This is a genomic window from Anaeromyxobacter sp. K (assembly GCF_000020805.1).
In the GTDB taxonomy this organism is placed as follows: Bacteria; Myxococcota; Myxococcia; order Myxococcales; family Anaeromyxobacteraceae; genus Anaeromyxobacter; species Anaeromyxobacter dehalogenans.
In genome coordinates this window covers 676,763-699,511 of the sequence record NC_011145.1, presented here as the reverse complement: position 1 = coordinate 699,511, position 22,749 = coordinate 676,763, and the positions used below count along the sequence as shown (strand labels likewise).

General features: G+C 74.6%; 18 protein-coding genes and 2 tRNA genes. 11 read left to right on the top strand and 9 right to left on the bottom strand.

Annotated elements, in window-relative coordinates; genetic code table 11:
• Positions 1–96 precede the first annotated feature (96 nt).
• Together ANAEK_RS03060 and ANAEK_RS03055 are read right to left on the bottom strand one after the other, a co-directional pair.
• Positions 97–1,206, bottom strand: coding sequence for a YafY family protein (locus tag ANAEK_RS03060; RefSeq protein ID WP_012524687.1), 1,110 nt, complete (start codon positions 1,204–1,206; stop codon positions 97–99).
• Positions 1,203–2,207: a YafY family protein gene (locus ANAEK_RS03055; RefSeq protein ID WP_012524686.1), complete on the bottom strand. Its 1,005-nt coding sequence runs from the start codon at positions 2,205–2,207 to the stop codon at positions 1,203–1,205. Before ANAEK_RS03055 ends, ANAEK_RS03060 begins: the two co-directional genes overlap by 4 nt.
• Before the next feature lie 80 nt (positions 2,208–2,287).
• Between ANAEK_RS03055 and ANAEK_RS03050 the strand changes: the two genes are divergently transcribed.
• The gene (locus ANAEK_RS03050; protein ID WP_012524685.1) at positions 2,288–2,914 is read left to right on the top strand and encodes a DUF1054 family protein; all 627 of its coding nucleotides are present in this window, start codon (positions 2,288–2,290) and stop codon (positions 2,912–2,914) included.
• A 146-nt stretch (positions 2,915–3,060) separates the two neighbouring features.
• Here ANAEK_RS03050 and ANAEK_RS03045 read toward each other — a convergent pair whose 3' ends face one another.
• On the bottom strand, positions 3,061–3,930 hold the full coding sequence (locus ANAEK_RS03045) for a hypothetical protein (RefSeq protein WP_012524684.1): 870 nt from the start codon (positions 3,928–3,930) through the stop codon (positions 3,061–3,063).
• 166 nt (positions 3,931–4,096) lie between these two features.
• Here ANAEK_RS03045 and ANAEK_RS03040 point away from each other — a divergent pair, with 166 nt between their 5' ends.
• The 4 genes from ANAEK_RS03040 to ANAEK_RS03025 all read left to right on the top strand — a co-directional run bounded on the left by ANAEK_RS03040 (position 4,097) and on the right by ANAEK_RS03025 (position 8,072).
• Positions 4,097–5,647: a HAMP domain-containing sensor histidine kinase gene (locus ANAEK_RS03040; protein ID WP_012524683.1), complete on the top strand. Its 1,551-nt coding sequence runs from the start codon at positions 4,097–4,099 to the stop codon at positions 5,645–5,647.
• Positions 5,644–7,065, top strand: coding sequence for a pitrilysin family protein (locus tag ANAEK_RS03035; RefSeq protein ID WP_012524682.1), 1,422 nt, complete (start codon positions 5,644–5,646; stop codon positions 7,063–7,065). The genes ANAEK_RS03040 and ANAEK_RS03035 overlap by 4 nt, the downstream gene beginning before the upstream one ends.
• Before the next feature lie 154 nt (positions 7,066–7,219).
• The gene (locus ANAEK_RS03030; protein WP_012524681.1) at positions 7,220–7,654 is read left to right on the top strand and encodes a bacteriohemerythrin; all 435 of its coding nucleotides are present in this window, start codon (positions 7,220–7,222) and stop codon (positions 7,652–7,654) included.
• Between the two features lie 97 nt (positions 7,655–7,751).
• The gene (locus ANAEK_RS03025; protein WP_012524680.1) at positions 7,752–8,072 is read left to right on the top strand and encodes a hypothetical protein; all 321 of its coding nucleotides are present in this window, start codon (positions 7,752–7,754) and stop codon (positions 8,070–8,072) included.
• 28 nt (positions 8,073–8,100) lie between these two features.
• Here ANAEK_RS03025 and ANAEK_RS03020 read toward each other — a convergent pair whose 3' ends face one another.
• The 4 genes from ANAEK_RS03020 to dapF are packed head-to-tail and all read right to left on the bottom strand — an operon-like array spanning position 8,101 to position 13,059.
• Positions 8,101–8,901, bottom strand: a complete 801-nt coding sequence (locus tag ANAEK_RS03020) for a PhzF family phenazine biosynthesis protein (RefSeq protein WP_012524679.1) — start codon at positions 8,899–8,901, stop codon at positions 8,101–8,103.
• Positions 8,902–8,910: 9 nt separating this feature from the next.
• Complete coding sequence (locus ANAEK_RS03015) at positions 8,911–10,377, bottom strand: response regulator (protein WP_012524678.1); 1,467 nt, start codon at positions 10,375–10,377, stop codon at positions 8,911–8,913.
• A 12-nt stretch (positions 10,378–10,389) separates the two neighbouring features.
• Positions 10,390–12,258 carry a response regulator gene (locus ANAEK_RS03010; protein WP_012524677.1) on the bottom strand — a complete coding sequence of 623 codons (1,869 nt, stop codon included), beginning with the start codon at positions 12,256–12,258 and terminating at the stop codon, positions 10,390–10,392.
• Complete coding sequence (gene dapF / locus ANAEK_RS03005) at positions 12,259–13,059, bottom strand: diaminopimelate epimerase (protein WP_012524676.1); 801 nt, start codon at positions 13,057–13,059, stop codon at positions 12,259–12,261.
• A 167-nt stretch (positions 13,060–13,226) separates the two neighbouring features.
• Here dapF and ANAEK_RS03000 point away from each other — a divergent pair, with 167 nt between their 5' ends.
• On the top strand, positions 13,227–14,624 hold the full coding sequence (locus ANAEK_RS03000) for a formimidoylglutamate deiminase (protein WP_012524675.1): 1,398 nt from the start codon (positions 13,227–13,229) through the stop codon (positions 14,622–14,624).
• 46 nt (positions 14,625–14,670) lie between these two features.
• Complete coding sequence (argE, locus tag ANAEK_RS02995) at positions 14,671–15,786, top strand: acetylornithine deacetylase (RefSeq protein ID WP_012524674.1); 1,116 nt, start codon at positions 14,671–14,673, stop codon at positions 15,784–15,786.
• Positions 15,787–16,209: 423 nt separating this feature from the next.
• Here the strand turns inward: argE and ANAEK_RS02990 are convergent, their stop codons facing one another.
• Complete coding sequence (locus ANAEK_RS02990) at positions 16,210–18,906, bottom strand: SNF2-related protein (protein ID WP_041454021.1); 2,697 nt, start codon at positions 18,904–18,906, stop codon at positions 16,210–16,212.
• 158 nt (positions 18,907–19,064) lie between these two features.
• Here ANAEK_RS02990 and ANAEK_RS02985 point away from each other — a divergent pair.
• The 3 genes from ANAEK_RS02985 (at position 19,065) to ANAEK_RS02975 (ending at position 20,753) form a co-directional block, all read left to right on the top strand.
• Positions 19,065–19,139: transfer RNA gene (locus tag ANAEK_RS02985), tRNA-Val, on the top strand.
• Positions 19,140–19,145: 6 nt separating this feature from the next.
• Positions 19,146–19,222, top strand: a tRNA-Asp gene (locus ANAEK_RS02980).
• 304 nt (positions 19,223–19,526) lie between these two features.
• The gene (locus ANAEK_RS02975; protein ID WP_012524672.1) at positions 19,527–20,753 is read left to right on the top strand and encodes a Fic family protein; all 1,227 of its coding nucleotides are present in this window, start codon (positions 19,527–19,529) and stop codon (positions 20,751–20,753) included.
• 7 nt (positions 20,754–20,760) lie between these two features.
• Here the strand turns inward: ANAEK_RS02975 and ANAEK_RS02970 are convergent, their stop codons facing one another.
• Complete coding sequence (locus tag ANAEK_RS02970) at positions 20,761–21,906, bottom strand: three-Cys-motif partner protein TcmP (RefSeq protein ID WP_012524671.1); 1,146 nt, start codon at positions 21,904–21,906, stop codon at positions 20,761–20,763.
• Between the two features lie 65 nt (positions 21,907–21,971).
• Between ANAEK_RS02970 and ANAEK_RS02965 the strand changes: the two genes are divergently transcribed.
• A complete protein-coding gene (locus ANAEK_RS02965) occupies positions 21,972–22,715 on the top strand; it encodes a DUF5131 family protein (RefSeq protein WP_012524670.1) in 744 nt (247 codons plus the stop codon).
• The last annotated feature ends 34 nt before the right edge of the window (positions 22,716–22,749 follow it).

Sequence of the window (22,749 nt, the reverse complement as noted above, 5' to 3'; positions counted from 1 at the left end):
CCGGAGGGATCCCAGGGCCGTCGCGCGACCCTGGGTCATTCGTTCCCGGGACAGCGGCCCCACCCCGTACGGTGCGTGCCGGTCGTACCCCGCGCGTCAGCGGTAGCGCGCCAGCGTGCGGCGCACCGTCTCGGCGAACGCGCGGCGCGCCGCGGCCGGCGCGACCACCTCGGCGCCGCCACCGAGCGAGAGCGCGAACCGGGTGGCCCAGTCGTTCCCGGCGCCGGCCACCTCCACCACGGCCCCGCCGCCCGGCGTCCGCTCCACCAGCGAGATGCCGGGACGCGACACCGCCCAGGGCGCCGCCTCCGCCCCGAGCCGGATCCGCACGGGCTCGCCGGCCGCCTCGGAGAACAGGCGGGCCCTGGCCAGCTCGACCTCGGTGGGCGGCTCGAAGCGCTCCGGCAGCAGCGTGCACTCCCGGATCCGGTCGAGCCGGAAGGCGAGCGCCTTCCCCCGCTCGGCGTCGTGGCCGTACAGGTACCAGTGGCCGAAGCGCTGCGCGAGCGTGTACGGGCGCACGGTCCGGTCGGTCTCGGCGTCGCGCGAGGCGGAGTGGTAGGCGAGGCGCACCGCGCGCCGCTCGGCGATGGCGCGCTGGAGCCGGCCCAGCACCGAGTCCCGCGCCGGCGGGGCGCCGGCGTAGATGCGCTCCACCAGCTCGTCGAAGCTGGCGCGCCGGTCGCGGGGGACCGAGTCGCGGAGCGCCTTCACGGCGCGCTCGCGCCCCTCGCCGCCCAGCGCGGCCGCGGCCGCGGCGAGCGCGGCGGCCTCGCTCTCGGTGAACCGCGGCGGGCGCGAGAAGCTCTGGTGCAGCGCCACGTAGACGCGGTCGCCCTCGACGTAGAGGTCGAGGAAGTCGTCGGGGGCGAACGGGGGCGAGCCGACCTCGAGCAGGAAGTCGAGGTCCTCGAGCAGCTCCTTCTCGGTGCAGCCGCAGCGCCGCGCCAGGTCGCGCACCGGGATGCCCGGGTGGCGGACCGCGTAGGGCACGAGGAACAGCACGCGGCGGAGCCGGTCGCGCGGGTCGGCCTTCTTCGGCGCCGCGGGTGCGCGGGCGGAGGGACGCGGGGCGGCGCGCGCAGCACCGCGGGCCGGCTTCGCCGCCGGCGGCGCCTTGGCGGCCGCCGCCTTCGTGGGCGCCTTCGCGGGCGCCTTCGCGCGCGCCCCGGAGGCGGGACGGCGCCGCGACCCGGCGGCGCTCACGCCAGCTCCTCCGCGAGCTGCTCGAGCACCGCCCGCGCGCGGTCGCGGAGCGCCTTCGGCGCGAGGAGCTCGGCTCCGTCGCCCAGCGCGAGCACGTGGCGCAGCAGCCCCTCGCCGTTGGTGGCGTCCACCTCCACCAGCGTGGCCGCGCCGTCCTCCCGCACGCGGGCGCGAGGGCCGAACGAGGCGAGCACCTCGGCCGAGACCGGCGGCTCGAGCCGCACCTTGCACCGCACCGGCGCGTGGACCGAGTACTCCCAGGCCTCGCGGGTGGCGTGATCGGCGAGCGAGAAGTCCTTGCGCGGCTGGAAGTCGGGGGTGCGCGGCGCGGACGGGTTCACCGTCAGCGACTCGATCCGGGACACGTGGAACGTGCGCAGGTCGCGGCGCAGGTGGCACCAGCCCACCAGGAACCAGGCCCCGCCCCGCTGGAACAGGCCGTACGGGTCCACGTCGCGCTCGGTCTGCTCGCGGCGCTCGGCGCCCAGGTAGGCGAGGTGCACGCGCTTCTTCAGCGCGATGGCGCGCGACAGCTCCTCCACGATGGGCCCGACCGCCGGCCCGGGGCCGTCGCCCTCGCCCAGCCGGCGCGCGGCGAACGCGGCCGCCTCGGAGGCGCCCGGCGCCCGGGCCGCGAACGACAGCTTGTTGAGCGCGTGGGCGAGATCGCGGGCGTACGGGAAGGTGCCGGTGGCGAGCGCGGCGGAGCCGGCCAGGTAGAGCAGCGCCAGGTCCTCGGGCGGGAGCTTCAGGTCCGGCAGGTAGAACTCGTCGCGGTCGATGAGGTAGCCGGCGGGGAGATCCTCGTCGCCGCTCGCGTAGCGCACCGGGATCCCGAGCTCGAGCAGGTCGGCCTTGTCGCGCTCGAACTTGCGGATCGCGGCCTCGCCCTTGCCGCCGTAGTCCTCGGGGAACTGCTCCTGGATCTCGCGCCAGGAGACCGGCTCGGCGGCCTTGAGGAGGAGCGCCGCGAGATCGAGGAGCCGCTGATCCTTCTGCATCGCGCGAGAACGTCGCAGAGCCCGCCCGGCCAGTCAATGTGCTAAACTGGCGGTTCCCCCGGGAGCGCGGGAGCGTGCTGATGGCAGGGCTGGGACTCGGTCCACCCGACTTCGCGCTGTTCGAGCTCGGCGATCCCGACGAGCGCGCCCGGGCCCTCGAGGAGGAGCTCCAGCCGAAGCTCCTCGCCCTCGGCGCCCAGTGCAGCTCGGGCCTCGCGCGCGTCGCCGGCAAGGAGCTGTTCGTCCACCCGGGCAAGCTGCCGCGCCGCCGCAACGCCGCGCCCGAGGAGGTGCTGGTCGCCTTCTCCGACAGCCCGAAGGGCTACCGCGGGCTCGCCTTCCTCGCCGTGGTCATGACCCGCGAGCACCTGCACGCCCGGGTGGGCGTCCGGGGCGACTCGCCGCGGCGCGCCGGCATGCAGCGCGCGCTCGAGCGCGAGGCCACCAACCTGGCGCGCAAGGGGAAGCCGTTCCGGAAGCTCCGCGAGTTCCTGGACTGGAACCACGAGGAGCTGCCCGAGCTGGCCCCGGCCCACTCGACCGCGTTCTGGCTGGAGATGGGCGAGGCGCTCGCGCCGGGCGGCGCGGGGCTCGACCTCGGGATCGCGTGGACGCAGGAGGAGGCGCGGAGCATCGCGCTGGGCGACCTGCTGGGCGTGTTCCGCGATCTGGCGCCCTTGTACAAGGTGCTCGCGAACGCCGAATGAACGGATGGCGGGCCGTGCCGCCCCGCCCCGCCGAGCGAAGCGCGTCGGGGCCCCACCCCTGGCTGCGCGGGTCCCGTGACCGCGGGCGCCCGCGTGCGCGGTCACGCGCGAGGTCCCCGCGAGCGCGGCTGCGCCGCGCCGCTGCCCTACGCCGCCGTCGATCCGCCGGGCTCGGGCTCGCCCTCGCCGTCGCCCTCCGGCGCGGCGGGCGGCGTGGCCGCCTCGGCGCGGGCGGCCTCCTTCTGCGTCAGGCGCCGCTCCTCGCGCGCGGCCTGGCGCACGGCCTCGACCAGCTCGTCGTGATCCTTGCGCAGTGCCTCGTGGCGGCGGCGCAGCTCGGCGTACCGGTCGCCGGCGAGCTCGAGCTCGCTCTTCTGGACGATGAAGACCCGCTTCTCGGTCTCGAGCCGGCCGCGGACGTTCTTCACGTCCTTCTCCAGGTCGGCCACGCGCTTGCGCGCCTCGGCGAGCTTCGCCTCGGCCTTGTCGGCCCGGTCCTTCTCCGCCGCGAGGCGGCCGTCGTCGACGGCCGGCGCGGCCGGGGCGGCGGGCCTCGGCGCGGGCGCGACCGGCGCGGGCGCGGCGACCTCGACCGGCCGGGCCTCGAGCCGCTTCACCGCGGCGGCGGCCTTCTCGAGCTCCTTCTCCAGCGCGCGCGCGCGGGTGGCCTGGTGCTCGGCCTCGGCGCGGGCCTCGGCGAGCCGGGCGGCGAGCTTGTCGATCTCGGCGCGGAGCGCCTGGGCGCCGCCGGCCTTCTTCGCCGCCTCCTGCTGCTCGAACGCCTTCTTCTTGGTGCGCTCCAGCTCCGCCTTCACGGCGGTGGCGTCGTCGCGCCGCTCCTTCGCCTCGGCGCGGGCGGCGCGCTCCGCCTTGCGGGCCGCCTCCAGCTCCTCGCCGCGCTTCACGTCCTCCGCGGCGCGCGCGGCCAGGGCGGCCCGGGCGGCGCTGGCGCTGCGGAAGGAGAGCACGGCGATGGCGATGCCGACGAGGGCGACGACGAGGGCGAGGCCGGTCATGAGGTGAAGGCTCCGGTGTGGGACTCCTTCACTACCCCAGGTGCTCGCGCCTGGGAAGCACCACGGCCATGCGAGCGGGCGCCCGGCGCGGCGCTTGCGGGTGGCGCCGGTTAGGAACGTTCCCGCCCGCCGCCGGGCCGGGCACGGTAGGATCGCCGGCTCCCCCATGCGACGCGTCGCCACCAAGATCTTCCTCACCTTCGCGGTCGCCCTGGCGGCGTTCGCGGCGGTGGCCGGGTTCGGTGTGGCGCGCCTCCACGACCTGCGGCGCGACCTGCGCACGCTGTCCTCCGGCTACATCCCGCTCACCCGGATCGCGGCGCAGCTCGACGTGAAGGACTGGGTCACCGCCCGCGCGCTGGAGGCGCGGGTGCTCGACCCCGCCGCCCGGCGGGCCTACCTCCCGGTGGCGAGGGCGCACTTCCCCGCGCTGGTGCGCGAGAAGATCGAGGAGGGCAAGCGCGTGGCCGCCGGCGCGCGGCTCAGCGCCTCCGGCGACGACGCCCACTTCCTCGGCGACGTGCTCGCCCGGCTGGACGGCCTCGCCGCGCGGTGGGCCGACTACGATCGCGAGGCGCGCGCGCTGCTCGACGCGCTGGAGGGCGGGGCGGGCCTGGGCCCGGGCGCGGCGGCGTTCGACGCGCGCGTGGCGGCGGTGCGCCAGCTGGAGAAGGGGCTCAGCCTGGACGTGAAGCTGCTGCAGGTCGCGCTCGAGACGCAGATCGCCGACCGCGTGCACGCCGCCGAGCGGACCGAGGGGAACACCGTCGCGCTGACGGTGATCTACTCCCTGCTCGCGCTGGCGGTGGGCGTGGGCGCGGCCGCCATCTCGCAGCGGCTGCTCGCGCCCATCCAGACCTTGACCGAGGGCGTGAAGGCGGTCGCGGCGGGCGACCTCACCCGCAAGGTGGAGGCGCGCGGCCGGGACGAGATCTCGGTGCTCGCGCACGAGTTCAACGCCATGGCGGCCTCGCTCGACCGGCAGCGCGCCGAGCTGCTCCGGGCGGAGCGGCTGGCCGCGGTCGGCCGCATCTCGGCGCAGATCACGCACGAGATCCGGAACCCGCTGAACGCCATCGGCCTGAACGCCGAGCTGCTCGCCGAGGAGATCGCCGCCCTGCCAGCGCCGCCGGCCGAGGCGACCGGGCTGGTGTCCGCGATCTCGCGCGAGGTGGACCGGCTGAACGCGGTGACCGAGGAGTACCTCCGCTTCGCGCGCCTCCCGCGCCCGCAGCTCGAGCGCCACGACCTGAACGAGATCCTGGGCGGCCTGCTCGACTTCCTCGGGCCCGAGCTCGCCGCCGCGCGCGTGGCGGTGCACCGCGCGCTCGCGCCCGGCCTGCCCGGCGTGCGCTGCGACGAGGGGCAGCTCCGCGCGGTGTTCCTGAACCTCCTGCGGAACAGCCGGGAGGCGATGCCCGGAGGCGGGACCGTCACCGTGGTGACCCGCCGGGCGGACTCCGGCGCGGCCGTCGAGGCCGAGCTGGGGGACACCGGGGGGGGGATCCCCCCAGGTGACCTGACGCGGATCTTCGAGCCGTTCTACTCCACGAAGGAACGCGGCACCGGCCTGGGGCTCGCGTTCACCCAGCAGGTCGTCGAGGAGCACGGCGGGACCATCCGGTGCGAGAGCACCGTGGGCCGGGGAACGATCTTCACCCTCCGCTTCCCGGCGGTCCAGGACAGGGTGGAACACGAGGTGGGTGCAGCCACATGAGGCGGTCGAGCCGGCAGGTGCGGGTGAAGCAGCGCAAGGATGCGTCGGAGAAGCGGGGCGGCGCGTTCCGCGTGGCGCTGCCGCGCGCCCGGGTGGCGGCGCGCGTCCGGCGCGCGCAGGAGGACTGGGGGGAGGTGCACCGGACCGTGCTGCCGAACGGCCTCCGCGTGCTCACCGCCCGCGCCCCCGGGCTGCACTCGGCCATGATCGCGCTCTACGTGCGCGCCGGCTCGCGCCACGAGACCGAGGCGCGCAACGGCGTCTCGCACTTCCTCGAGCACCTGTTCTTCCGCGGCTCGGTGGGCTACCCGGACACGGTCGCGATGAACGCCGAGGTGGAGGCCGCCGGCGGGAGCCTGAACGGGATCACCGCGCGCGACCACGGCTGCTACTACACGCCCATCCACCCCGAGGAGGTCGGCACCGGCCTGGCCGTGCTGGGCGACCTGATCCGGCGGCCGCTCCTCAAGGAGATGGACGTCGAGCGCGAGGTCATCCTCGAGGAGATCCTCGACGAGGTGGACGCGTCCGGCCGCGACATCGACCCGGACAACCTCTCGAAGAAGATCGTCTTCGGCCGCCACCCGCTCGGCTTCAAGATCGCCGGCACGCAGGAGATCGTGCGGCGACTCCGCCCGCGCGACGTGCGCGCGCACCTCGAGCGCTTCTACACCGGCTCGAACCTGGTGCTGGCGGTGGCCGGGCCGGTGCGGCCGGACCAGGTGGCGGACCTCGCCGAGCGGCACCTGGGCCGGCTCCCGCGCGGACAGCTGAGCGTGGACGTCCCGGCGCCGGGCTGGCCGGAGGGGCCGCGGCTCGAGATGGTGGAGCACGACGACGCGCAGGCGGAGTTCTCGCTGTCCTTCCCCTGCCCGCCCGAGCGCCACCCCGACTACCCGGCCCACATGTGCCTGCGCCGGATCCTCGACGACGGGCTCTCCTCGCGGCTGCCGTTCGAGATCGTGGAGCGGCGCGGCCTCGCCTACTCGCTGCACGCCGGCATCGACACGTTCGCCGACGCCGGCATGACGGTCATCGACGGCGCCTGCGCGCCCGCCAAGCTGCCGCGGGTCATCGAGGAGGTCCTGCGCGTGCTCGGCGGACTGGCCGAGCGCCCGGTGCCGGAGGAGGAGCTGCTCCGCGTCCAGCGGCGCCACCGCATGACGCTCGCCTTCTCGCTCGACTCCGCCGCCGACCTGGCCGGCTGGTACGGCGCCGGCGAGGTCCTGTCCGCGCCGGAGGGCTTCGAGGAGCGCTGCCGGCGCGTGGAGCAGGTGACCGCGGCCGACCTGCTGCGCGTGTCGCGCGAGACCTTCCGCCGCCGCAACCTGGTCGCGGTGGTGGTCGGGCCGTCGCGGCGCCGCGAGCGTGCGGCGGTGGAGCGCGTGGTCCACGGCACCGACGCCCTGCCGCGCTAGGCAGCGCGGGTGCGGCGCCTCCCGCGCGGCCGCGCCATTCACGCTGCGTGTCGCCCGCGAGGGCCGGCGGCGCGATCCGCTTGACCTGCGTCAGCGAGGCCCTTCCGCGCGCTGCCGCACGACCTTACCGTGGACGTGGCTGCGGGGGCCCGCCATGGCTTTGCACTGGACGAGCGTGCTGTCGATCGGCGTCCCCGAGCTGGACGCCGATCACCAGGAGATGTTCAGGCGGATGGACCGGCTGCACGACGCGATCCTCGCGGGCGATCGCTCGGAGGTCTCGCGCATGATCGCGTTCCTGCGCGAGCACGCGGTCCGGCACCTGGCGGCCGAGGAGACGATGATGCTCGCGATCGGCTACCCGGAGCGCGAGCATCACCTCCGCGAGCACGAGGCGTTCCTCGCCACCGTCCGCGAGCTGGCGCGGCGGCACGACGCGAACGGCCCGACCGCGGTGCTGGTGCACGACGTGGAGCGCGCGGTGTCGAGCTGGATCGAGGGGCACCTCGCCACGCACGACGTGGCGCTTGGCGCGTTCGCCCGCGAGCACCAGCGTCGCGGCCAGGTGGGCGAGCGCACGCCCGCGTAGGCGCCTCGGCGCGCCCTCGTCAGGCAGCGCGCACCGCGCGCAAGGGTGCGACCGGAGTGCGTCCGGCCGGCGGGCTTCATGCTAGGCTCGACGCTCCATGGCGGACTTCGTCATCCGCGCCGTCGAGCGCCTCCGGGAGGACCCCGGCTTCAGCCGCAACCGCTACTTCGTGGCGCTCTCCTCGCCCGAGGGGAAGCGGGCGCTGCGCATCCACCGGCACCTGCGCTCGCTCGAGCACGACCTCTCCGACGGCGCGACCGCCACGGTCGCGCACGACGCCGAGCGGGTGCGGCTCACGCTGCGCGGGAAGCGCGGCGCCCGCACCGCCTGGCTGACGCGCGCCGAGTACCGGCTGCTGCTCACCAGCCCGGTGGCCCGCGCCGCGCTCGCGGCGGGCGGGCTGGACCCCGCCGGCTAGCGCCGCACCGTTCGCGCAGCCCCCGCGGTCAGACCTCGAGGAAGCCGGACAGGAACTCGGCGGCCCGGCCGGCGATGCGGACCTTGCCGGCGTCCGGCTGGTCCTCGCACGCGAGCCGGCCGCCGCGCCGCGAGACCTGCAGCGCCTCCAGCGTCCGGCGGCCGAGCCGGTCCGCCCAGTAGGGCACCAGCGTGCAGTGCGCCGAGCCGGTGACCGGATCCTCCGGGATGCCGACCTGCGGGGCGAAGTAGCGCGACACGAAGTCCACGCCGGGCGTGCTGGCCGGCGCGGTGACCACGATGCCGTGGCCGGGCAGCTCCGACACGGCGCCGAGATCGGGTTTCAGCAAGCGCACCTCCTGCTCCGTCGCCAGCACCGCCAGGTAGTCGCGGCCGAGCAGCGTCGCGTCCGGCGCGCGGCCGCCGAGGGCCCGCACCAGGGCGGGCGGCGGCCCGGCCGGCGCCGGCGGGCGGCGGGGCAGCGAGAGGGCGATGCGGCCCGCGGCGTCGCGCGTGACCGTGAGCGTGCCGGCCTGCGTCCGGAACGCGACGGCGTCGCGCCCGCGGGCCAGGTGCTCGAACACCACGTGCGCCGAGGCGAGCGTCGCGTGCCCGCACAGCTCGACCTCGACCTCGGGCGTGAACCAGCGCAGGTGCCAGCCCTCGCCCTCGGGGACCAGGAACGCGGTCTCGGAGAGCGCGTTCTCGGCGGCGATGGCGAGCAGCGTGGCGTCGGGCAGCCAGGCGTCGAGGGGGCAGACCGCGGCGGGGTTGCCGGTGAAGACGCCGCCGGTGACGAAGGCGTCCACCTGCCAGATCGGGATGCGCATGCGGCCGTTCTACACGAGCGGCGTGCGCGCGCCAGCGCCCGCGAGGAGCGCGCGCAGTCCCTCGGCCGCGTCGCTGCCCTCGAACGCGAAGCCGCCCGGCGCCTCGCGCAGCACCTCCGGCACGCGCGCCTCCGACGGCCCGCACACCACCACCGGCAGCCGCTGCACCTTCACCAGCTCCTCCAGCAGCGGGTCGATCCCGTCGGCGGGCAGGAGCACCAGCGCGCCCACCGCGCCCGCCGCGAACGGCCGCCAGAGCGGCATGAGCGCGCGATCGCCCGGCAGCTCGGCGAGGTCCACCCGCACCCCGTCCGCGAGCGTGACGCGCCCCACCGTCCCGAAGCCACCGGTGGGCGGCTCCGGCTCGGGACGGAACCCCGGCACCGCCTGGAAGCGCGAGAGCGCGGCGCGGCGCGCCAGCGGCCCGCCGCCGGCCACCACGACCTTGCCGACCGTCTGCGGCCCGGAGGAGCGGCCGCGGGCGATGCGGGCGCGGAGCGCGTGCAGCTCGTGGGGCGCGAGGAGCTGGCCGCGCGGCTCCGGGGCGAGCGCCTCGCGCCGGCGGGCGTAGCCGTGCTCGAGCAGCGCGCCCACCGCGCGCATCGCCTCGAGGTCGGTGGCGCGGCAGCGGTCGAGCAGCTCCTGGAACGGGCGCGCGGCGCCGGACTGCAAGAGGCCCAGCACCTCCTCGGTGACCGGGTGCAGGCCGGCCGGGATCTCGCTGGGATGCACCGCCAGCTCCACGCCGTCCTCGGGCGCGGGCAGCTCCGGGAGCAGCCGCGCCACCTCGTCGGCCTGGCGCAGCCCCTCCAGCACCAGCTCCTCCACGCGCCGGTCGATCCGCTGCGCCGCGGGCGGCAGGCCGGGCAGGAACGCGAACTGGCCTTCACGGTGCGTGAGCAGCCGGTACAGCGCCTTCTCGCCGACCACCGTCCCCATGGCCGCGTCCACCACCCGCCCCTCGGCGAGCGCGATGGAGGCGCGGTCGCCCTCGCGCTCGACCGTGAGCGTGCCGGACTTGCGGTTCACCGAGAGGATCTGCAGCAGGTCCACGAGCGGGATCTGCGCCAGGTTGCCCTCGATCTCGCGCCCGTCGCCGGAGACCGCCCTCGACGCCTCGGCGCGGCGGAACACCTGCTCCACCCGCGCCAGCACCTCGTCCAGGTTGAACGGCTTGCGCAGGTAGAGCCCCAGCCGCGAGCGGTCCGGGTCGGACGAGACGCCGGTGATCACCACCGGGATCCGCTCGGTGCGCGGGTTGGTGCGCAGGATGCGGACGAAGCTGCGCGCGTCGAGCAGCGGGCAGTCCTCGTCGAGCAGGATGAGGTCGGGGAAGCGGAGGATGGCGGCCTGGAGCGCGCGCGAGCCGTCGCGGGCCGCGTGCACCTGGTAGCCGCGCTGGCGGAGCACCGGCGCCAGCGCGCGCACGGTGGCCGGGTCGGGATCGGCGACGAGGATCTTGCGGACGGTGGCCATTCGCGCGGTCGCTCAGATCGGCTGGAGGTCGTACGCGGTCTGCAGCTTCGAGACCAGCGCGTCCACCAGCGGCATGTCGGAGGTGTGGAAGGTCCGGCCGTCCGGGCCGGCGAGCAGCGCGTACGCGGAGCGCTCGGAGAGGAACAGCAGGAACTCGTGGCCGGCGAAGCGCTGGTCGCCGTCCACGTACACCTCGGTGACGAGCGGGTGCGGCGCCGCCTCGGCGTCGGTGCCGCGCGGGCCGAGCAGGTACACGCGGGCGGAGGGATCGCCGGCGCGCGCGGCCGGGTCGCCGGGCGGCAGCGCCGCCCGGACCGGCGACGCGGCGAGCGCGGTGCGCAGGCCGACGTAGAGCAGGCCACGGGCGCGCGGGTCGCGCGCGATCTCGCGGGCCGCCTCGCGCTGCGCGGCCGCGAACAGCTCCGCGTCCGGCTGCAGCCGCGCGCTGGCCGAGCTGTCCGGCAGGCGCGCCGAGCCGGAGAGCAGCACGTCGGTCAGCTCCCAGAACGCCCCCGGCTCGAGGTCGCCGAGGTGCAGGCGGCGCAGCAGCGACCCGCGCTGGTCCTGCACCCGGTCGCGCGCCCAGTGGAGCAGCTCGTCGAAGTCCTCCCCGTCCTTCGGGAAGCTGGCGGCGCCCATCGAGAGGAGCACCGGCACGCGCTCCTCCATGGTCCGGACCGACGCCTCGCGCCGGACCTCCTCGGTGGCGCGGCGCACGAACATGAGCGCGCCGAAGTAGTCGGTCTCGGGGAGCAGCACGTAGTACTCGCTCTCCGAGACCTTCGCGAGGATGTCCGCGTCGCGGACCGCCCGCCCCACCGCCGCCACCAGGTCGCGCATCAGCCGCCGGAACGGCTCGCGCCCCGCCTCCTTGCGGAGCTGCTCGACGTTGTCCACCGAGAGCACCACCAGCGAGAACGCCCGGCCGTAGCGGCGCGCCTTGTAGAACTCCTTGCCGGCGTAGTCGACGAAGTAGGACAGGTTGTACGCGCCGGTCTCGCGGTCGCGCAGCCCCACCCGCTCCACCGCCTGGAAGCGGCGCGCGTTCTTCACCGCGATGGCGGTGAAGTCGGCCACCACGAGCGCGGCCGCGTGCTCGTCCCGCCCGAAGCGCCCGCGGGCGCGGTCGGAGAGCAGCGCCAGGCCGAGCGGCTCGTCGTCGGCCACGAGCGGCACCAGGAACGCCTCGCCGCCCCAGCCGTCCGGCGCCAGGAACGGCGCGCCGCCGCGCAGCGCGTCGGCGAACGCGGGGTCGCGCGGGTCCACCCGGACCGGCAGCGCCGCCCGATCGACGAGCCCGCGGTAGCCGCGCAGCGCGAGCTGCCCCTTCTCGTCGGCCACCCACAGCGCCGCGCCCTGGGCGTCGGTGGTGCGCGCCAGCACCGAGAGCGCCAGGTCCACCAGCCGCTCGCCGTCGAGCGTGGCGAGGATCTGCAGGCCCTGGCGGTAGAGCGCCTGGGCCTTCACGAACTCGAGGTTCTCGGTGAGGAGCTGGCTGTGCTCGCGGCGGAGCCGCACCCGCGCCAGCACCCGCTCCGCCACGCGGAGCAGCTCCCCGGGCTCGAGCGGCTTCGTCAGGAAGTCGGAGCAGCCGGCCTTCATCGACTCGACCGCGAGCTTCACGTCCTCGCGCCCGGTGACCGCCACCACCTCCAGCTCCGGGTCGCGCCGCCGCGCCTCGCGGATGAGCCCCAGGCCGTCGAGGCCCGGCATCACCATGTCGGTGAGCAGCAGGTCCACGCGCTCGGCGGCGAGCACCTCCAGCGCCTCCTCCGCCGAGGACGAGGTGCGGACCGCGTGCCCGGCGCCGGTCAGCACGTCGCGGAACAGCTCCTGGAAGAACCGCTCGTCGTCGACGACCAGGATCCGCCCGTTCGCCATCTAGAGGTCCGTCTCGCCGGTGAAGGCGCGCTCGGCCGGGCCGCGCATGGTGACGCCGACGAGATCGGGGGCCACGGTGATGGCAAGCGCGCCGCCCGGCAGCCGGACCTCCACCGGCGCGGCGGCGCGGGCGAGGCCGCGCGAGACCGCGGCCACCGCGGCGGCGCAGGCCCCGGTCCCGCAGGCGTCGGTCAGCCCCGCGCCGCGCTCCCAGACCACCAGGTCGATGCCCGACGGGCCGGGCCGGGCGAAGCCCACGTTCACGCCGCCCGGCACGAGCCGCTCGAGCTCGGGGCCGACCGCGAGCGCGCGCGCCCGCTCCGGCGCGTCGAACAGCACCGCGTGCGGGTTGCCCATCGACACGCGCAGCGCCCGGAGCGCCTCGCCGCCCACCCGGAACTCCTGCTCGCCCTCGAGCCGCGCCGGGCCCATCTCCACCGAGACCGCTTCCACCGCGCGGTCCGCGCCGCGGTGGATGGTGCAGCGCTTCGGGCCGGAGTCGGTGTCCACGACGAGGTCGCCGTCGAGGCCGCGCGTGTCGGCGAGGTGCCGGGCCACGCAGCGGATGCCGTTCCCGCACATGGCGGCCACCGAGCCGTCGGAGTTGAAGATGTGCATGGTGGCCGTGGCGCCGGCGGTGCGCGGCGGCAGGACCGTGAGCACGCCGTCGGCGCCCACGCCGCGGCGGCGGTCGCAGATCCGCCGGGCGCGTTCGGCGTCCATGAGCGGCCCGTCCACCACCACGAAGTCGTTCCCGAGGCCGTGGTACTTCACGAAGGGCAGCGGCACGCGGCGCATCATATACCGGCGGCGCGCCCCGCGCTCCCGGTGCCCGCCGCGCCGGATCCGGCCCGGCCGCCGGACCGCGGGTGGCGCAGGGTGGTGCCCGGCGGCAGGCGCGGCCAGCCGCCGGCCGGCGCACGCGCGCAGGCTGGCGGCGCGGCCGTCCGCGGGGTAACCCTGGGACCGTGACCACCGCGCAGGCGTTCCAGCCCGAGCTCCTCCTCGCCGGCGGCTCCCTCCACGAGGGGGCCGCGCTCTCCGTCAAGGACGGCGTCGTCGCCGCCGTGGGGCCGCCGCTGCCCGGCTTCGAGCGCGTCCCGCTCCCCGGGCGCATCCTGGTCCCCGGCTTCGTCTCGGCCCACGGCCACTCCTTCCAGCGCGCGCTGCGCGGCCGGACCGAGGCGCGCGCCGGCGCGGACGGCCGGAGCGACTTCTGGGGCTGGCGCTCGGCCATGTACGCCGCCGCGCGCCGGCTCGACCCCGACCTGCTCGAGGCGGTGGCCCGCTTCGCGTTCTTCGAGCTGGCTCGGGCCGGTATCACCTGCGCCGGCGAGTTCCACTACCTGCACCTCGACCCCGACGGCCGGCCCTACGCCGACCCGTCGGAGCTGGAGCTGCGCGTGGTCTGCGCCGCCCGCGCCGTCGGCCTGCGGATCGTGCTGCTCCGCGCCGCGTACGCGCGGGCCGGCGCGGGGACCGACCCGGACCCGGCCCAGCGCCGCTTCGTGGAGCCGTCGCCGGAGGTGTTCCTGGAGCGGCTCGACCACCTCGCCCGCCAGGTCCGCAACGACGACGGCGTCCGCGTGGGCATCGCGCCGCACAGCGTCCGGGCCTGCCCGCCGGCGTGGCTCGCGGCGCTCGCCGACGCGGCGCGCGCGCGCGACCTGCCGCTGCACGTGCACGCCGCCGAGCAGCCGGCCGAGGTTGCCGCCTGCCGGGCCGAGCACGGCAAGAGCCCGGTGGCGCTGCTCGAGGCGGCCGGCGCGCTCGAGGCGCGCACCACGCTCGTGCACGCCATCCACCTCGACGACGCCGACGTCGCGGCCATCGGCCGCGCCGGCGCGACGGTCTGCGCCTGCCCGCTCACCGAGCGCAACCTGGGCGACGGGGTGGTCCCGGCCGACCGGCTGGTGGCGGCCGGGGCGCGCCTGGCGCTCGGGGTGGACGCGCACGCCGAGGCGGACCCGCTCGGCGAGGCCCGGGCGCTCGAGCTGCAGCTCCGGCTGGTGCGCGGCGAGCGGGCGGTGCTGGACGGGCAGCAAGGCACGCTCGCGGCGCGGCTGTTCGAGGCGGCGACCGCGGGCGGGATGGCGTCGCTCGGGCTCCCGGGCGGGCGGCTCGCGGTGGGCGAGCCGGCCGACTTCGTGCTCGTGGACGTGGACGATCCGTCCATCGCCGGGGGCGAGCGGGACGCGCTGCTGCCCTCGCTCGTGTTCGGCGCGCAGCCGGGGGCGGTGCGGAGCACGTTCGTCGCAGGGCAGCCGGTGGTCGAGGACGGGTGGGCGCCGCCGGGGCGGCCCACCGGCGCGGACCTGCTGAAGGACTTCCGGGCCGCCATGCGCGCCCTGTGGGGCGGCGCGTAAGAGAGAAGCGGCGCGGCGACGCGGCCTCGCGTAGGCTCGGGAGCGCATGGATCTCGTCCCGCTGCTCCGGTCCCTGGTCGCGCTCGACACGACCTCCGCCCGCACCAACCTGCCCGCGCTCGACCTGCTCGAGCGCGAGGCGCACGCCGCCGGCTTCGTCACGCGCCGCCAGCGCTGGACCGACGCCGCCGGGGTCGAGAAGGGCAACCTCGTCTGCCGGCGGGGGCCGGACGTGCCGGGCGGGCTCGCGCTGGTGGGGCACACCGACTGCGTGCCGTTCGATCCGGAGTGGAAGGAGGCGCTCTCGGGCGAGCTGGTGGACGGCCGGCTCGTCGGCCGCGGCTCCGCCGACACGAAGGCGTTCCTCGCCGCCGCGCTCACCGCGGCGCGCGCCGCCCGGCCCGGGCGCCTCCCGCTCACGCTGGTATTCACCGCCGACGAGGAGATCGGCTGCCTGGGCGCGAAGAAGCTGCTCGCGGAGGGCGCGCTCCACCCGGCCCACGCCATCGTGGGCGAGCCCACCCGCCTCACGCCCATCCGCGCGCACAAGGGCTACTGCGCGGTGGAGGTGGTGGTGAGCGGCATCGAGGGGCACAGCGCCTACCCCGAGGTCGGCGCCTCGGCCATCCACCACGTCGGCCGGCTCTGGCCCGAGCTCGAGGCCATCGGCGCGGACCTGACCCGCGAGACCGACCAGGCGTTCTCGCCGCCGTACACCACCTGGAACGTGGGCGTCATCCGCGGCGGCAAGGCCCGCAACATCATCGCCGGCGAGTGCCGCTTCACGTTCGAGTGGCGGCCGCTCCCCGGGCACGATCCCAAGCGCGCGCTCCGGCTGCTCGAGGACGCCTGCGGGCGCCTCGCGGCGGCGAGCGGCGGCAAGGTCGCGGTGAAGGTGATCCCGCTCCGCACCGACGCGGCCGCGGTGACGCCGCCCGATGCCGGCATCGTGAAGTTCCTCGAGGCCGAGAGCGGGAACGAGGCCGCCACCGTTCCGTTCGGCACCGAGCTGCCCGAGCTCATCGGCATGGGGGCCGAAGCGTGCGTGTTCGGGCCGGGCGACATCCGCGAGGCGCACCGCACCGGAGAGTCGGTGCCGCTCGACCAGGTCGAGCGGGCGGTGACGATCCTCGGGAACGCGATCGCGCGCTTCTGCGCGTGACCGTTTTACGCCGTCCGCTCATCCCGACCCTTCGACTCGGTCCGCTCATCCCGAGCGTAGCGCGGCCCACCGGGCCGCGCGGAGTCGAGGGACGCTCAGGGTGAGCGGGTGATTCCGGTGAACTCGCGCGGAGTCGAGGGACGCTCAGCGTGACCCTTCGACTCCGTCCGCTCATCCCGACCCTTCGACTCCGTCCGCTCATCCCGAGCGTAGCGCGGCCCACCGGGCCGCGCGGAGTCGAGGGACGCTCAGGGTGAGCGGGTGATTCCGGTGAACTCGCGCGGAGTCGAGGGACGCTCAGGGTGACCCTTCGACTCCGCCCGTGCCTTCGGCACGGGCTACGCTCAGGGTGAGCGGGTCAACAGAACTTCGCTCATGGTGAGCCCCGTCGAACCATGAGCGGGGCGCAGGGCCTGCCCCAGCTCACGGCACGATCAACGCGGCCGCGTCGAGGTCGAGCTTCACCCGCTCGATGGACTTCGCCACCACGTCGCGGTGGTGGCGCAGCACCGCCAGCGCCGCGTCGATCCGCTCGCGCGGCGCGCCGCCCGCGAACGCGGCCTCGATGAGCCGCTCCTCCTCGGCGTCGGCGTGCGCGACGAGCAGGCCCACGGCCTCCTCGCGGCGCCGCTCCATCACCAGCCGCGCCTCGCGCTCCGCCGCGGCGCGGGCCGCCTCCAGCGCGGCCGGCGGCGGCGCGCCCACCCGCGCGTCCTGCACGTCGTCGATCTCGTCCTCGAGCCGGTGCCCGGCGCCCGGCAGCACCCGGTTCCCGGCCTCCAGGTCCACCACCACCGCGATGGGCGAGAGGTCGAGGTAGCGCGAGGCCTGCCGCGAGGCGACCCGCGCGCCCGGCGCCACGTCGGCGGCGGTGGCGAGGCGCGGCTCGAAGCGCGCGTACAGCCCGCCCCGGCGCGGCGCCCACTCGCGCTTCACCGCGGCGCTCCGCCCGGCGTCGCCGTCGCGCACCAGCCCCAGCAGCGCCTCCACCAGCTTGTGGCCGGTCGCGTACCAGTGCAGCTCGTCGCGGGCGACCGCCGTCTCGCGCCAGAAGCTCCCCACGAACGTCTCCGGCTCGTCGGGGATCTGCATCCCCGGCAGCGCCTCGATGCGCATGCCCGAGCCGAGCGTGAACGCCACCTCGAACGGCTGGACGTTCTGGTCGGTGTCCACGTCCATGCCGACCCGTCGGCCCACGTCGGCGCAGACGTCCTCCAGCTCCTCCTCCAGCCAGCGCGAGAGCGTGATGAGCGACTGCTCCAGCGCGGCCCCCGCGCCGTCGCCGCCGTCGATGCCCTCCGGCGCGTCCTCGCCCATGCGCTCGAACGCGCCGCGCACCAGGCGCCCCAGCTCGGGCAGCGAGGCGGAGCGGATGTCGAGGAGCGGATCGCCCTCGTGCTGCGCCTTGCGGGCCGCGGCCACGCGGCGGGAGAGGTCCTTGCGAAACGCCTCGCGGGTGCGGTCGGAGCGCTTGCGCTGCAGCGCCGCCAGCTCCTCCGGCAGCGAGGCCAGCACCGCGTCCAGGCCGCCCACCGGCTCGTCGAAGATGCCGATCTCCTTCTCGTACAGGTCGGCCAGGAACGCCTCGTCGCCCGGCTCCACCGGCACGTGGATCTCGACGGGCCGCGTCTGGCCCAGGCGGTCGAGCCGGCCGATGCGCTGCTCCAGCACGAGCGGCGACGCCGGCAGATCGGCGCAGACCAGGTGGTGCGCGAACTGGAAGTTGCGCCCCTCGCCGCCGGACTCGCCGGAGAGGAGCAGCATGGGGCCCTCCGGATCGCGGAAGCGGGCCACCAGCCGGTCGCGCGCCTCGAGCGAGGGCGCGTCGTCGTAGAGGAGCGCCTCCAGCCCCGCCTCGGCGAGCCCGCCCTGCAGCCCGCGCAGCGCCTCGAGGTCGCCGCCGAACACGAGCACCTTCTCGCCCCCGCGCGCGAGCCCCGCGCAGAGGTCCACCAGCGCCTTCGGCTTCTCGCCCTCGCCCACGTCCACGCGGCGGAGCACACGGGAGGTGAACGCGCCCACCTTCACGCGGCGGTTGCGGATGAGCCGGGCCGACAGGCCGTAGCGCTCCGAGAGGTGCGCGAGGAGCGCGACGCGGTCGAGCGCCGGCTTGGCCTTCGAGAAGACCGGGTCGTCCGGCGCGAGCGCGCGGAGCCGCTCCGCCGCCGCGGCGAGGTCGCCGCCGGCGAGGAGCTCGCGGGCCACCTGCGCGTACGCCTCGTGCTGCTCCAGGCGGGCGAGGAAGTCGTCGAGTGAGGTGGACGGGACCGGCTCGACCAGCGAGAGCAGGCGGAAGTACTCGCGCGGATCCAGGCGCACCGGCGTGGCGGTGAGGAGGAGTACGCCGAAGGAGGCGCGGCAGATCGGCGCGATCCGGTCGTGCAGCGCGTCCTCCGCCAGGTGGTGGGCCTCGTCCACCACCACGAGGTCGAGCGGCAGGTCCGCCGCGGCCTCGGCCAGGTCCGGGTCGGCGCGGAGCGCCTCGAAGGAGACGATGGCGTGCGGCGAGCGGGCCAGCGCCGCCTCCGGGCCGCCCAGCGCCTCGATGCGCTCCGGGGTGAGGAGCGCGAACAGCGCGTTGAACTTGTGGAACAGCTCGGCGAGCCACTGGAACGCGAGGTGCTCCGGGACGACCACCAGGACGCGCTCGGCCAGGCCCAGCTGCCGCATGCCCGCGAACACCAGGCCCGCCTCGACGGTCTTGCCCAGGCCCACCTCGTCCGCCAGGACGAAGCGCGGCATCCGGTCGGAGAGGATGCGCCCCGCCGCGCCCACCTGGTGCGGCAGGACGTGCACGCGGGAGGAGAGCAGCGCGCCGAGCGAGTCCGCGCGGCGCAGCGCCTCCAGGCGATTCACGCGGGTGCGGAGCGCGAACGCGGAGGCCGTGGCCGGCTGGGCCGAGCCGAGCGCCTCGATCGGTCCCGAGGCCACCTGCTCGATCGGCGTGTCCGCCGGGACCTCGACCAGCGCCTGATCGCGGCCCGAGACCACCGTGATGCCCTCGCGGCCCGCGAACCGGACCGCCAGGCGGCGGCCCTCGTCGGCGACCTGCACCACCACCCCCACGCCCCATGCCCTCTGGGCGCGGTGGACCACCTTCATCCCTGCTTTCCAGGCCATCGCGCGCCCCTTACCATCGGCACCCAGGCCGGTCCAGCAAGACCGTTGCCTGATCGATCCCCCCGACCGGACGGCTGGTTCCGTCCCGGGCCCTCCCGTGAGAGAGCCCGTTGACACCGCCGGCGGGTCAAGCTAGAAACCCCACGCTTTCGCGCCTTGGGCGGATAGCTCAGGGGTAGAGCGTCGCCCTTACAAGGCGAGGGTCACAGGTTCGAAGCCTGTTCCGCCCACCAGTTCTTGGGGAGTTAGTTAAGTCGGTTATAACGCCGGCCTGTCACGCCGGAGGCCACGGGTTCGAGTCCCGTACTCCCCGCCACTCCACGAGGCCGGGACCCTGAGCAGGGGTCCCGGCCTTCGTCTTTTTGGCGTCGCGCGATCCGAGGTTCCTGCTTTGTGCGGGGACCTGCCTCCCAGCGCGGCCCACGCCCGCCGCCCACGCCCGCTCTCGCACGCCCTCGCACGCCCTCCGTCCCGCCCCGCTCACCCCGAGCGTAGGGCCCGGAGTCGAGGGGCCCAGCCGCCGAAGCGCGCGCATCGAAACCCTGACCAAGGCTGGCGCCTGGTCAAGCTTTCCATAGAAACCTTGACTAAGGCATCCCGCTGGTCAAGCTTTCCAGAGGATGTCCCGGTACGAGACCCGCTCCTGGCCCGCCGACCCGTCCGCGCCCGGCGGCCGCGCGGAGCGCCGCGCGTTCCGCTACCGCGCGTTCGTCCCGGACGCCATCGCAGAGCTCCAGCTCGCCCTGCCGTCCAGCGTCGCGGCGGCCGTGTCGACCGCGGAGCGCGCCGTCGACGCCCTGAACCGCGATCCCCCTCGCCTCGCCAGCCTGGAGGTGCTCGCCCGCCGGCTCCTCCGCGCCGAGTCGGTCGCGTCGTCCCGGATCGAAGGGCTCGTTCTCTCGCAGCGGCGCTTCGCGCGCGCCGAGGCCGAGGCGCCCGACGCCCGCGACGAGACCGCCCGATCCGTCCTCGGCAACGTCGCCGCCATGGAGCACGCCGTTGCGCTCGGCGCCGGCGCCAAGCCTCTCCGCCTGAACGACCTCCTCGAGATCCACCGCCACCTGATGCTGGCGACGACCACGCCCGAGATCGCCGGCAAGCTCCGCGTCCGCCAGAACTGGATCGGCGGCAACGCGTTCAACCCCGGCCGCGCCGAGTTCGTCCCGCCCGCGCCCGAGCGGGTGAAGGACCTCATGGACGACCTGGTCGCGTTCGTGAGCCGGACGGACCTCTCGCCGGTGGTCCAGGCCGCCATCGCCCACGCGCAGTTCGAGACCATCCACCCGTTCGCCGACGGCAACGGCCGCGTCGGCCGAGCCCTCATCCACGTCGTCCTGCGCCGGCGCGGGCTCGCGCCGCGCTACGTCCCGCCGGTCAGCCTCGTCCTCGCCGCCGACGCGAAGACCTACGTCGGCGGGCTGACCGCTTTCCGGGAGGACCGGACTGCGGAGTGGATCCTCCTGTCTGCGCACGCGATCGCGCGAGCCGCGGCGAAGGCTAGCGAGTTCGCGCTGCGCCTTGCAGAGCTTCAGGAACGCTGGCGGGAGCGTGCAGGTCGCCCGCGCCGGCACTCCAGCGCCGAGGCGCTCATCGTCGAGTTGCCCGCGCATCCCATCGTCACCGTCGCGACCGCCCAGGCGTTCCTCGGCCGCTCCAAGCAGGCCGTGAACGAGGGGATCGCCACGCTCGCAGACAAGGACGTTCTCCACCCGATCACGCTCGCGAAGCGGAACCGCGCCTGGGAAGCCCGCGACCTCTTCGACCTCATCAACGACTTCGAACGGGAGCTCGCGACCTCGACGGACGGCGACGAGCCGCCCCGGCCATCACCTCGCCGCGTTCGCTGATGGAGGCCTACTCCTTCGAACAAGCCGGCATCGAAACGACGTGGTTGCCCTTCGGCGTTCGCTCCTTCGCGCCTAGTCCCTGGATAACGACTTCGCCGTTGCGGTGCATGCGCCCGATGACGTCATTGAGGTCCGGAAGCGTGATGTGGCGCTTCAGGAGTACTTGCGGCCAGAGCACCTCATACCGCACGGGACCTCGATGAAGTACAGCGAGCACGTCCTGCGGAACGGAGGCCAAACCGTCCCCGTGCAGGCGGTCATACGAAAGATCCGCGACGGGCCTCGTATCGAGTAGAGAGAGTTGCGGGTTCCCCCTGTTCCTCGCTTCGTCCCGAACCTCCGCCGCCTCCAACCCGCAGACCTTCCTCTCCACATCACGGAAGAGCTTGATACTCGCGATGTGGTGAGCGCCTACGACGAGGCGGAACCACGTCCGCTCCTTCCGCGGGTGCGGGATAACGAGGTCCGCGACGAGCGGGACCCGGCACTTCGCCTTCACCTGGGATCGGTACAACTCGAACAGACCTTCCTCGTCTAGGCCGCTCGGAATCGCGCCTTCACCAAGCCCGAAGAACTCAGCAATCTGAGTTCGGAGAAACTCGCGCCGGTCGTCCTTGAACCGGTTCAGGTCGTTGAACATGACGTTGATGAGAACGTCACGGGTGGGCGCCGCCGCGAGAGGCGCGATGTACTTCATCGCGGCGCCGTTCCAGCCGGTTGGGTCGACGAAGAGGAAGGCCGGGTCGGAACCGATCCGCCTGTTAATTTGATCGACCGCAGCCCCGAACTCACCGGGGATCGCCACAACATCGATCCCGTGACTGTGCGTCTGGAGGTACGCCGAGAGCGCAGCGAAGGACCTTTCCTTCTTCTCGACGAAGATTGCCCCGAGGTCGACCTTGTGCCCCCCTTGCTCCCGCCAGGTGTTCGCGGCGTTGCGCAGCTCTGCGAGCCCGATCGCGACAGACGTGTCACTGAGCTCATCATCTGCGCTCTTCCACGGACCGGCAAAGCAGTCCACGTACCAGAGCTTCGTCGCCTTGTAGCGCGCGAAGGAGCCCAGCTTATGAGCCCAGGGCCGCAGGTACTCCTGAAGGACGCGGTGCTTCAGGTACGTCTGCTCTCGTCCCTCGTATTCTTTCCGAATCGCCACGCATCCCCCATCACGCGAGCGGCTATCAGAGTTCCGGGTTATACATCCGTTCAGAGGATCGACTCATGAGCGACCGGACCGCCATCGAATGGACTCACGCTACGTGGAATCCGGTCCGCGGCTGCACGAAGGTTTCCCCCGGTTGCAAGCACTGCTACGCCGAAACATTCGCGGAGCGATTCCGCGGCGTTCCGGGCCACCCCTTCGAACAGGGATTCGACCTTCGTCCCGTACCCGAGGCGCTTGAGCTTCCACTGCGCTGGAAGACGGGCCGCTTGATCTTCGTGAACAGCATGTCGGACCTGTTTCACGAGGACATCCCCGACACGTACATCAAGAGGGTGTTCGACATCATCGGCAGGGCTTCGCAGCACCAGTTTCAGATTCTGACGAAGCGCGCCGAGCGCATGCGGGCGTTCACTTCTACTACGAGTGTACCACCGAACGCATGGATGGGCGTCAGCGTAGAAACGGCCCAGTATCGCTGGCGCATCAAGGAGCTGCGCGGGGTGACGGCCTCGGTCCGATTCCTGAGTCTCGAGCCGCTCCTCGCGTCCGTCGATACCCTCGACCTTCGCGACATCCACTGGGTCATCGTCGGCGGCGAGAGCGGGCCCGGCGCAAGAGAGATGAAGCCGGAGTGGGTGCGGGACATCCAGCGGCAGTGCAAGCGCGCCGGTGTTCCGTTCTTCTTTAAGCAGTGGGGCGGCGTTCGGAAGGGCCTAAATGGCCGGACTCTTGACCGGCGCACGTTCAGTGAGATGCCACACGCCGCGAAGCGCCTCGGCCCTGAGTCGCGGGCAGGCTAATCGGCGAGCCCCTTCGTTCTACGCTGCCTCAACC

Bases quoted from the DNA above. Each gene is read 5' to 3' on its own strand.
- ANAEK_RS03055 (WP_012524686.1), bottom strand. From the start codon at position 2,207: ATGCAGAAGGATCAGCGGCTCCTCGATCTCGCGGCGCTCCTCCTCAAG.
- ANAEK_RS03050 (WP_012524685.1), top strand. From the start codon at position 2,288: ATGGCAGGGCTGGGACTCGGTCCACCCGACTTCGCGCTGTTCGAGCTC.
- ANAEK_RS03045 (WP_012524684.1), bottom strand. From the start codon at position 3,930: ATGACCGGCCTCGCCCTCGTCGTCGCCCTCGTCGGCATCGCCATCGCC.
- ANAEK_RS03040 (WP_012524683.1), top strand. From the start codon at position 4,097: ATGCGACGCGTCGCCACCAAGATCTTCCTCACCTTCGCGGTCGCCCTG.
- ANAEK_RS03035 (WP_012524682.1), top strand. From the start codon at position 5,644: ATGAGGCGGTCGAGCCGGCAGGTGCGGGTGAAGCAGCGCAAGGATGCG.
- ANAEK_RS03030 (WP_012524681.1), top strand. From the start codon at position 7,220: ATGGCTTTGCACTGGACGAGCGTGCTGTCGATCGGCGTCCCCGAGCTG.
- ANAEK_RS03025 (WP_012524680.1), top strand. From the start codon at position 7,752: ATGGCGGACTTCGTCATCCGCGCCGTCGAGCGCCTCCGGGAGGACCCC.
- ANAEK_RS03020 (WP_012524679.1), bottom strand. From the start codon at position 8,901: ATGCGCATCCCGATCTGGCAGGTGGACGCCTTCGTCACCGGCGGCGTC.
- ANAEK_RS03015 (WP_012524678.1), bottom strand. From the start codon at position 10,377: ATGGCCACCGTCCGCAAGATCCTCGTCGCCGATCCCGACCCGGCCACC.
- ANAEK_RS03010 (WP_012524677.1), bottom strand. From the start codon at position 12,258: ATGGCGAACGGGCGGATCCTGGTCGTCGACGACGAGCGGTTCTTCCAG.
- dapF (WP_012524676.1), bottom strand. From the start codon at position 13,059: ATGATGCGCCGCGTGCCGCTGCCCTTCGTGAAGTACCACGGCCTCGGG.
- argE (WP_012524674.1), top strand. From the start codon at position 14,671: ATGGATCTCGTCCCGCTGCTCCGGTCCCTGGTCGCGCTCGACACGACC.
- ANAEK_RS02990 (WP_041454021.1), bottom strand. From the start codon at position 18,906: ATGGCCTGGAAAGCAGGGATGAAGGTGGTCCACCGCGCCCAGAGGGCA.
- ANAEK_RS02975 (WP_012524672.1), top strand. From the start codon at position 19,527: ATGTCCCGGTACGAGACCCGCTCCTGGCCCGCCGACCCGTCCGCGCCC.
- ANAEK_RS02965 (WP_012524670.1), top strand. From the start codon at position 21,972: ATGAGCGACCGGACCGCCATCGAATGGACTCACGCTACGTGGAATCCG.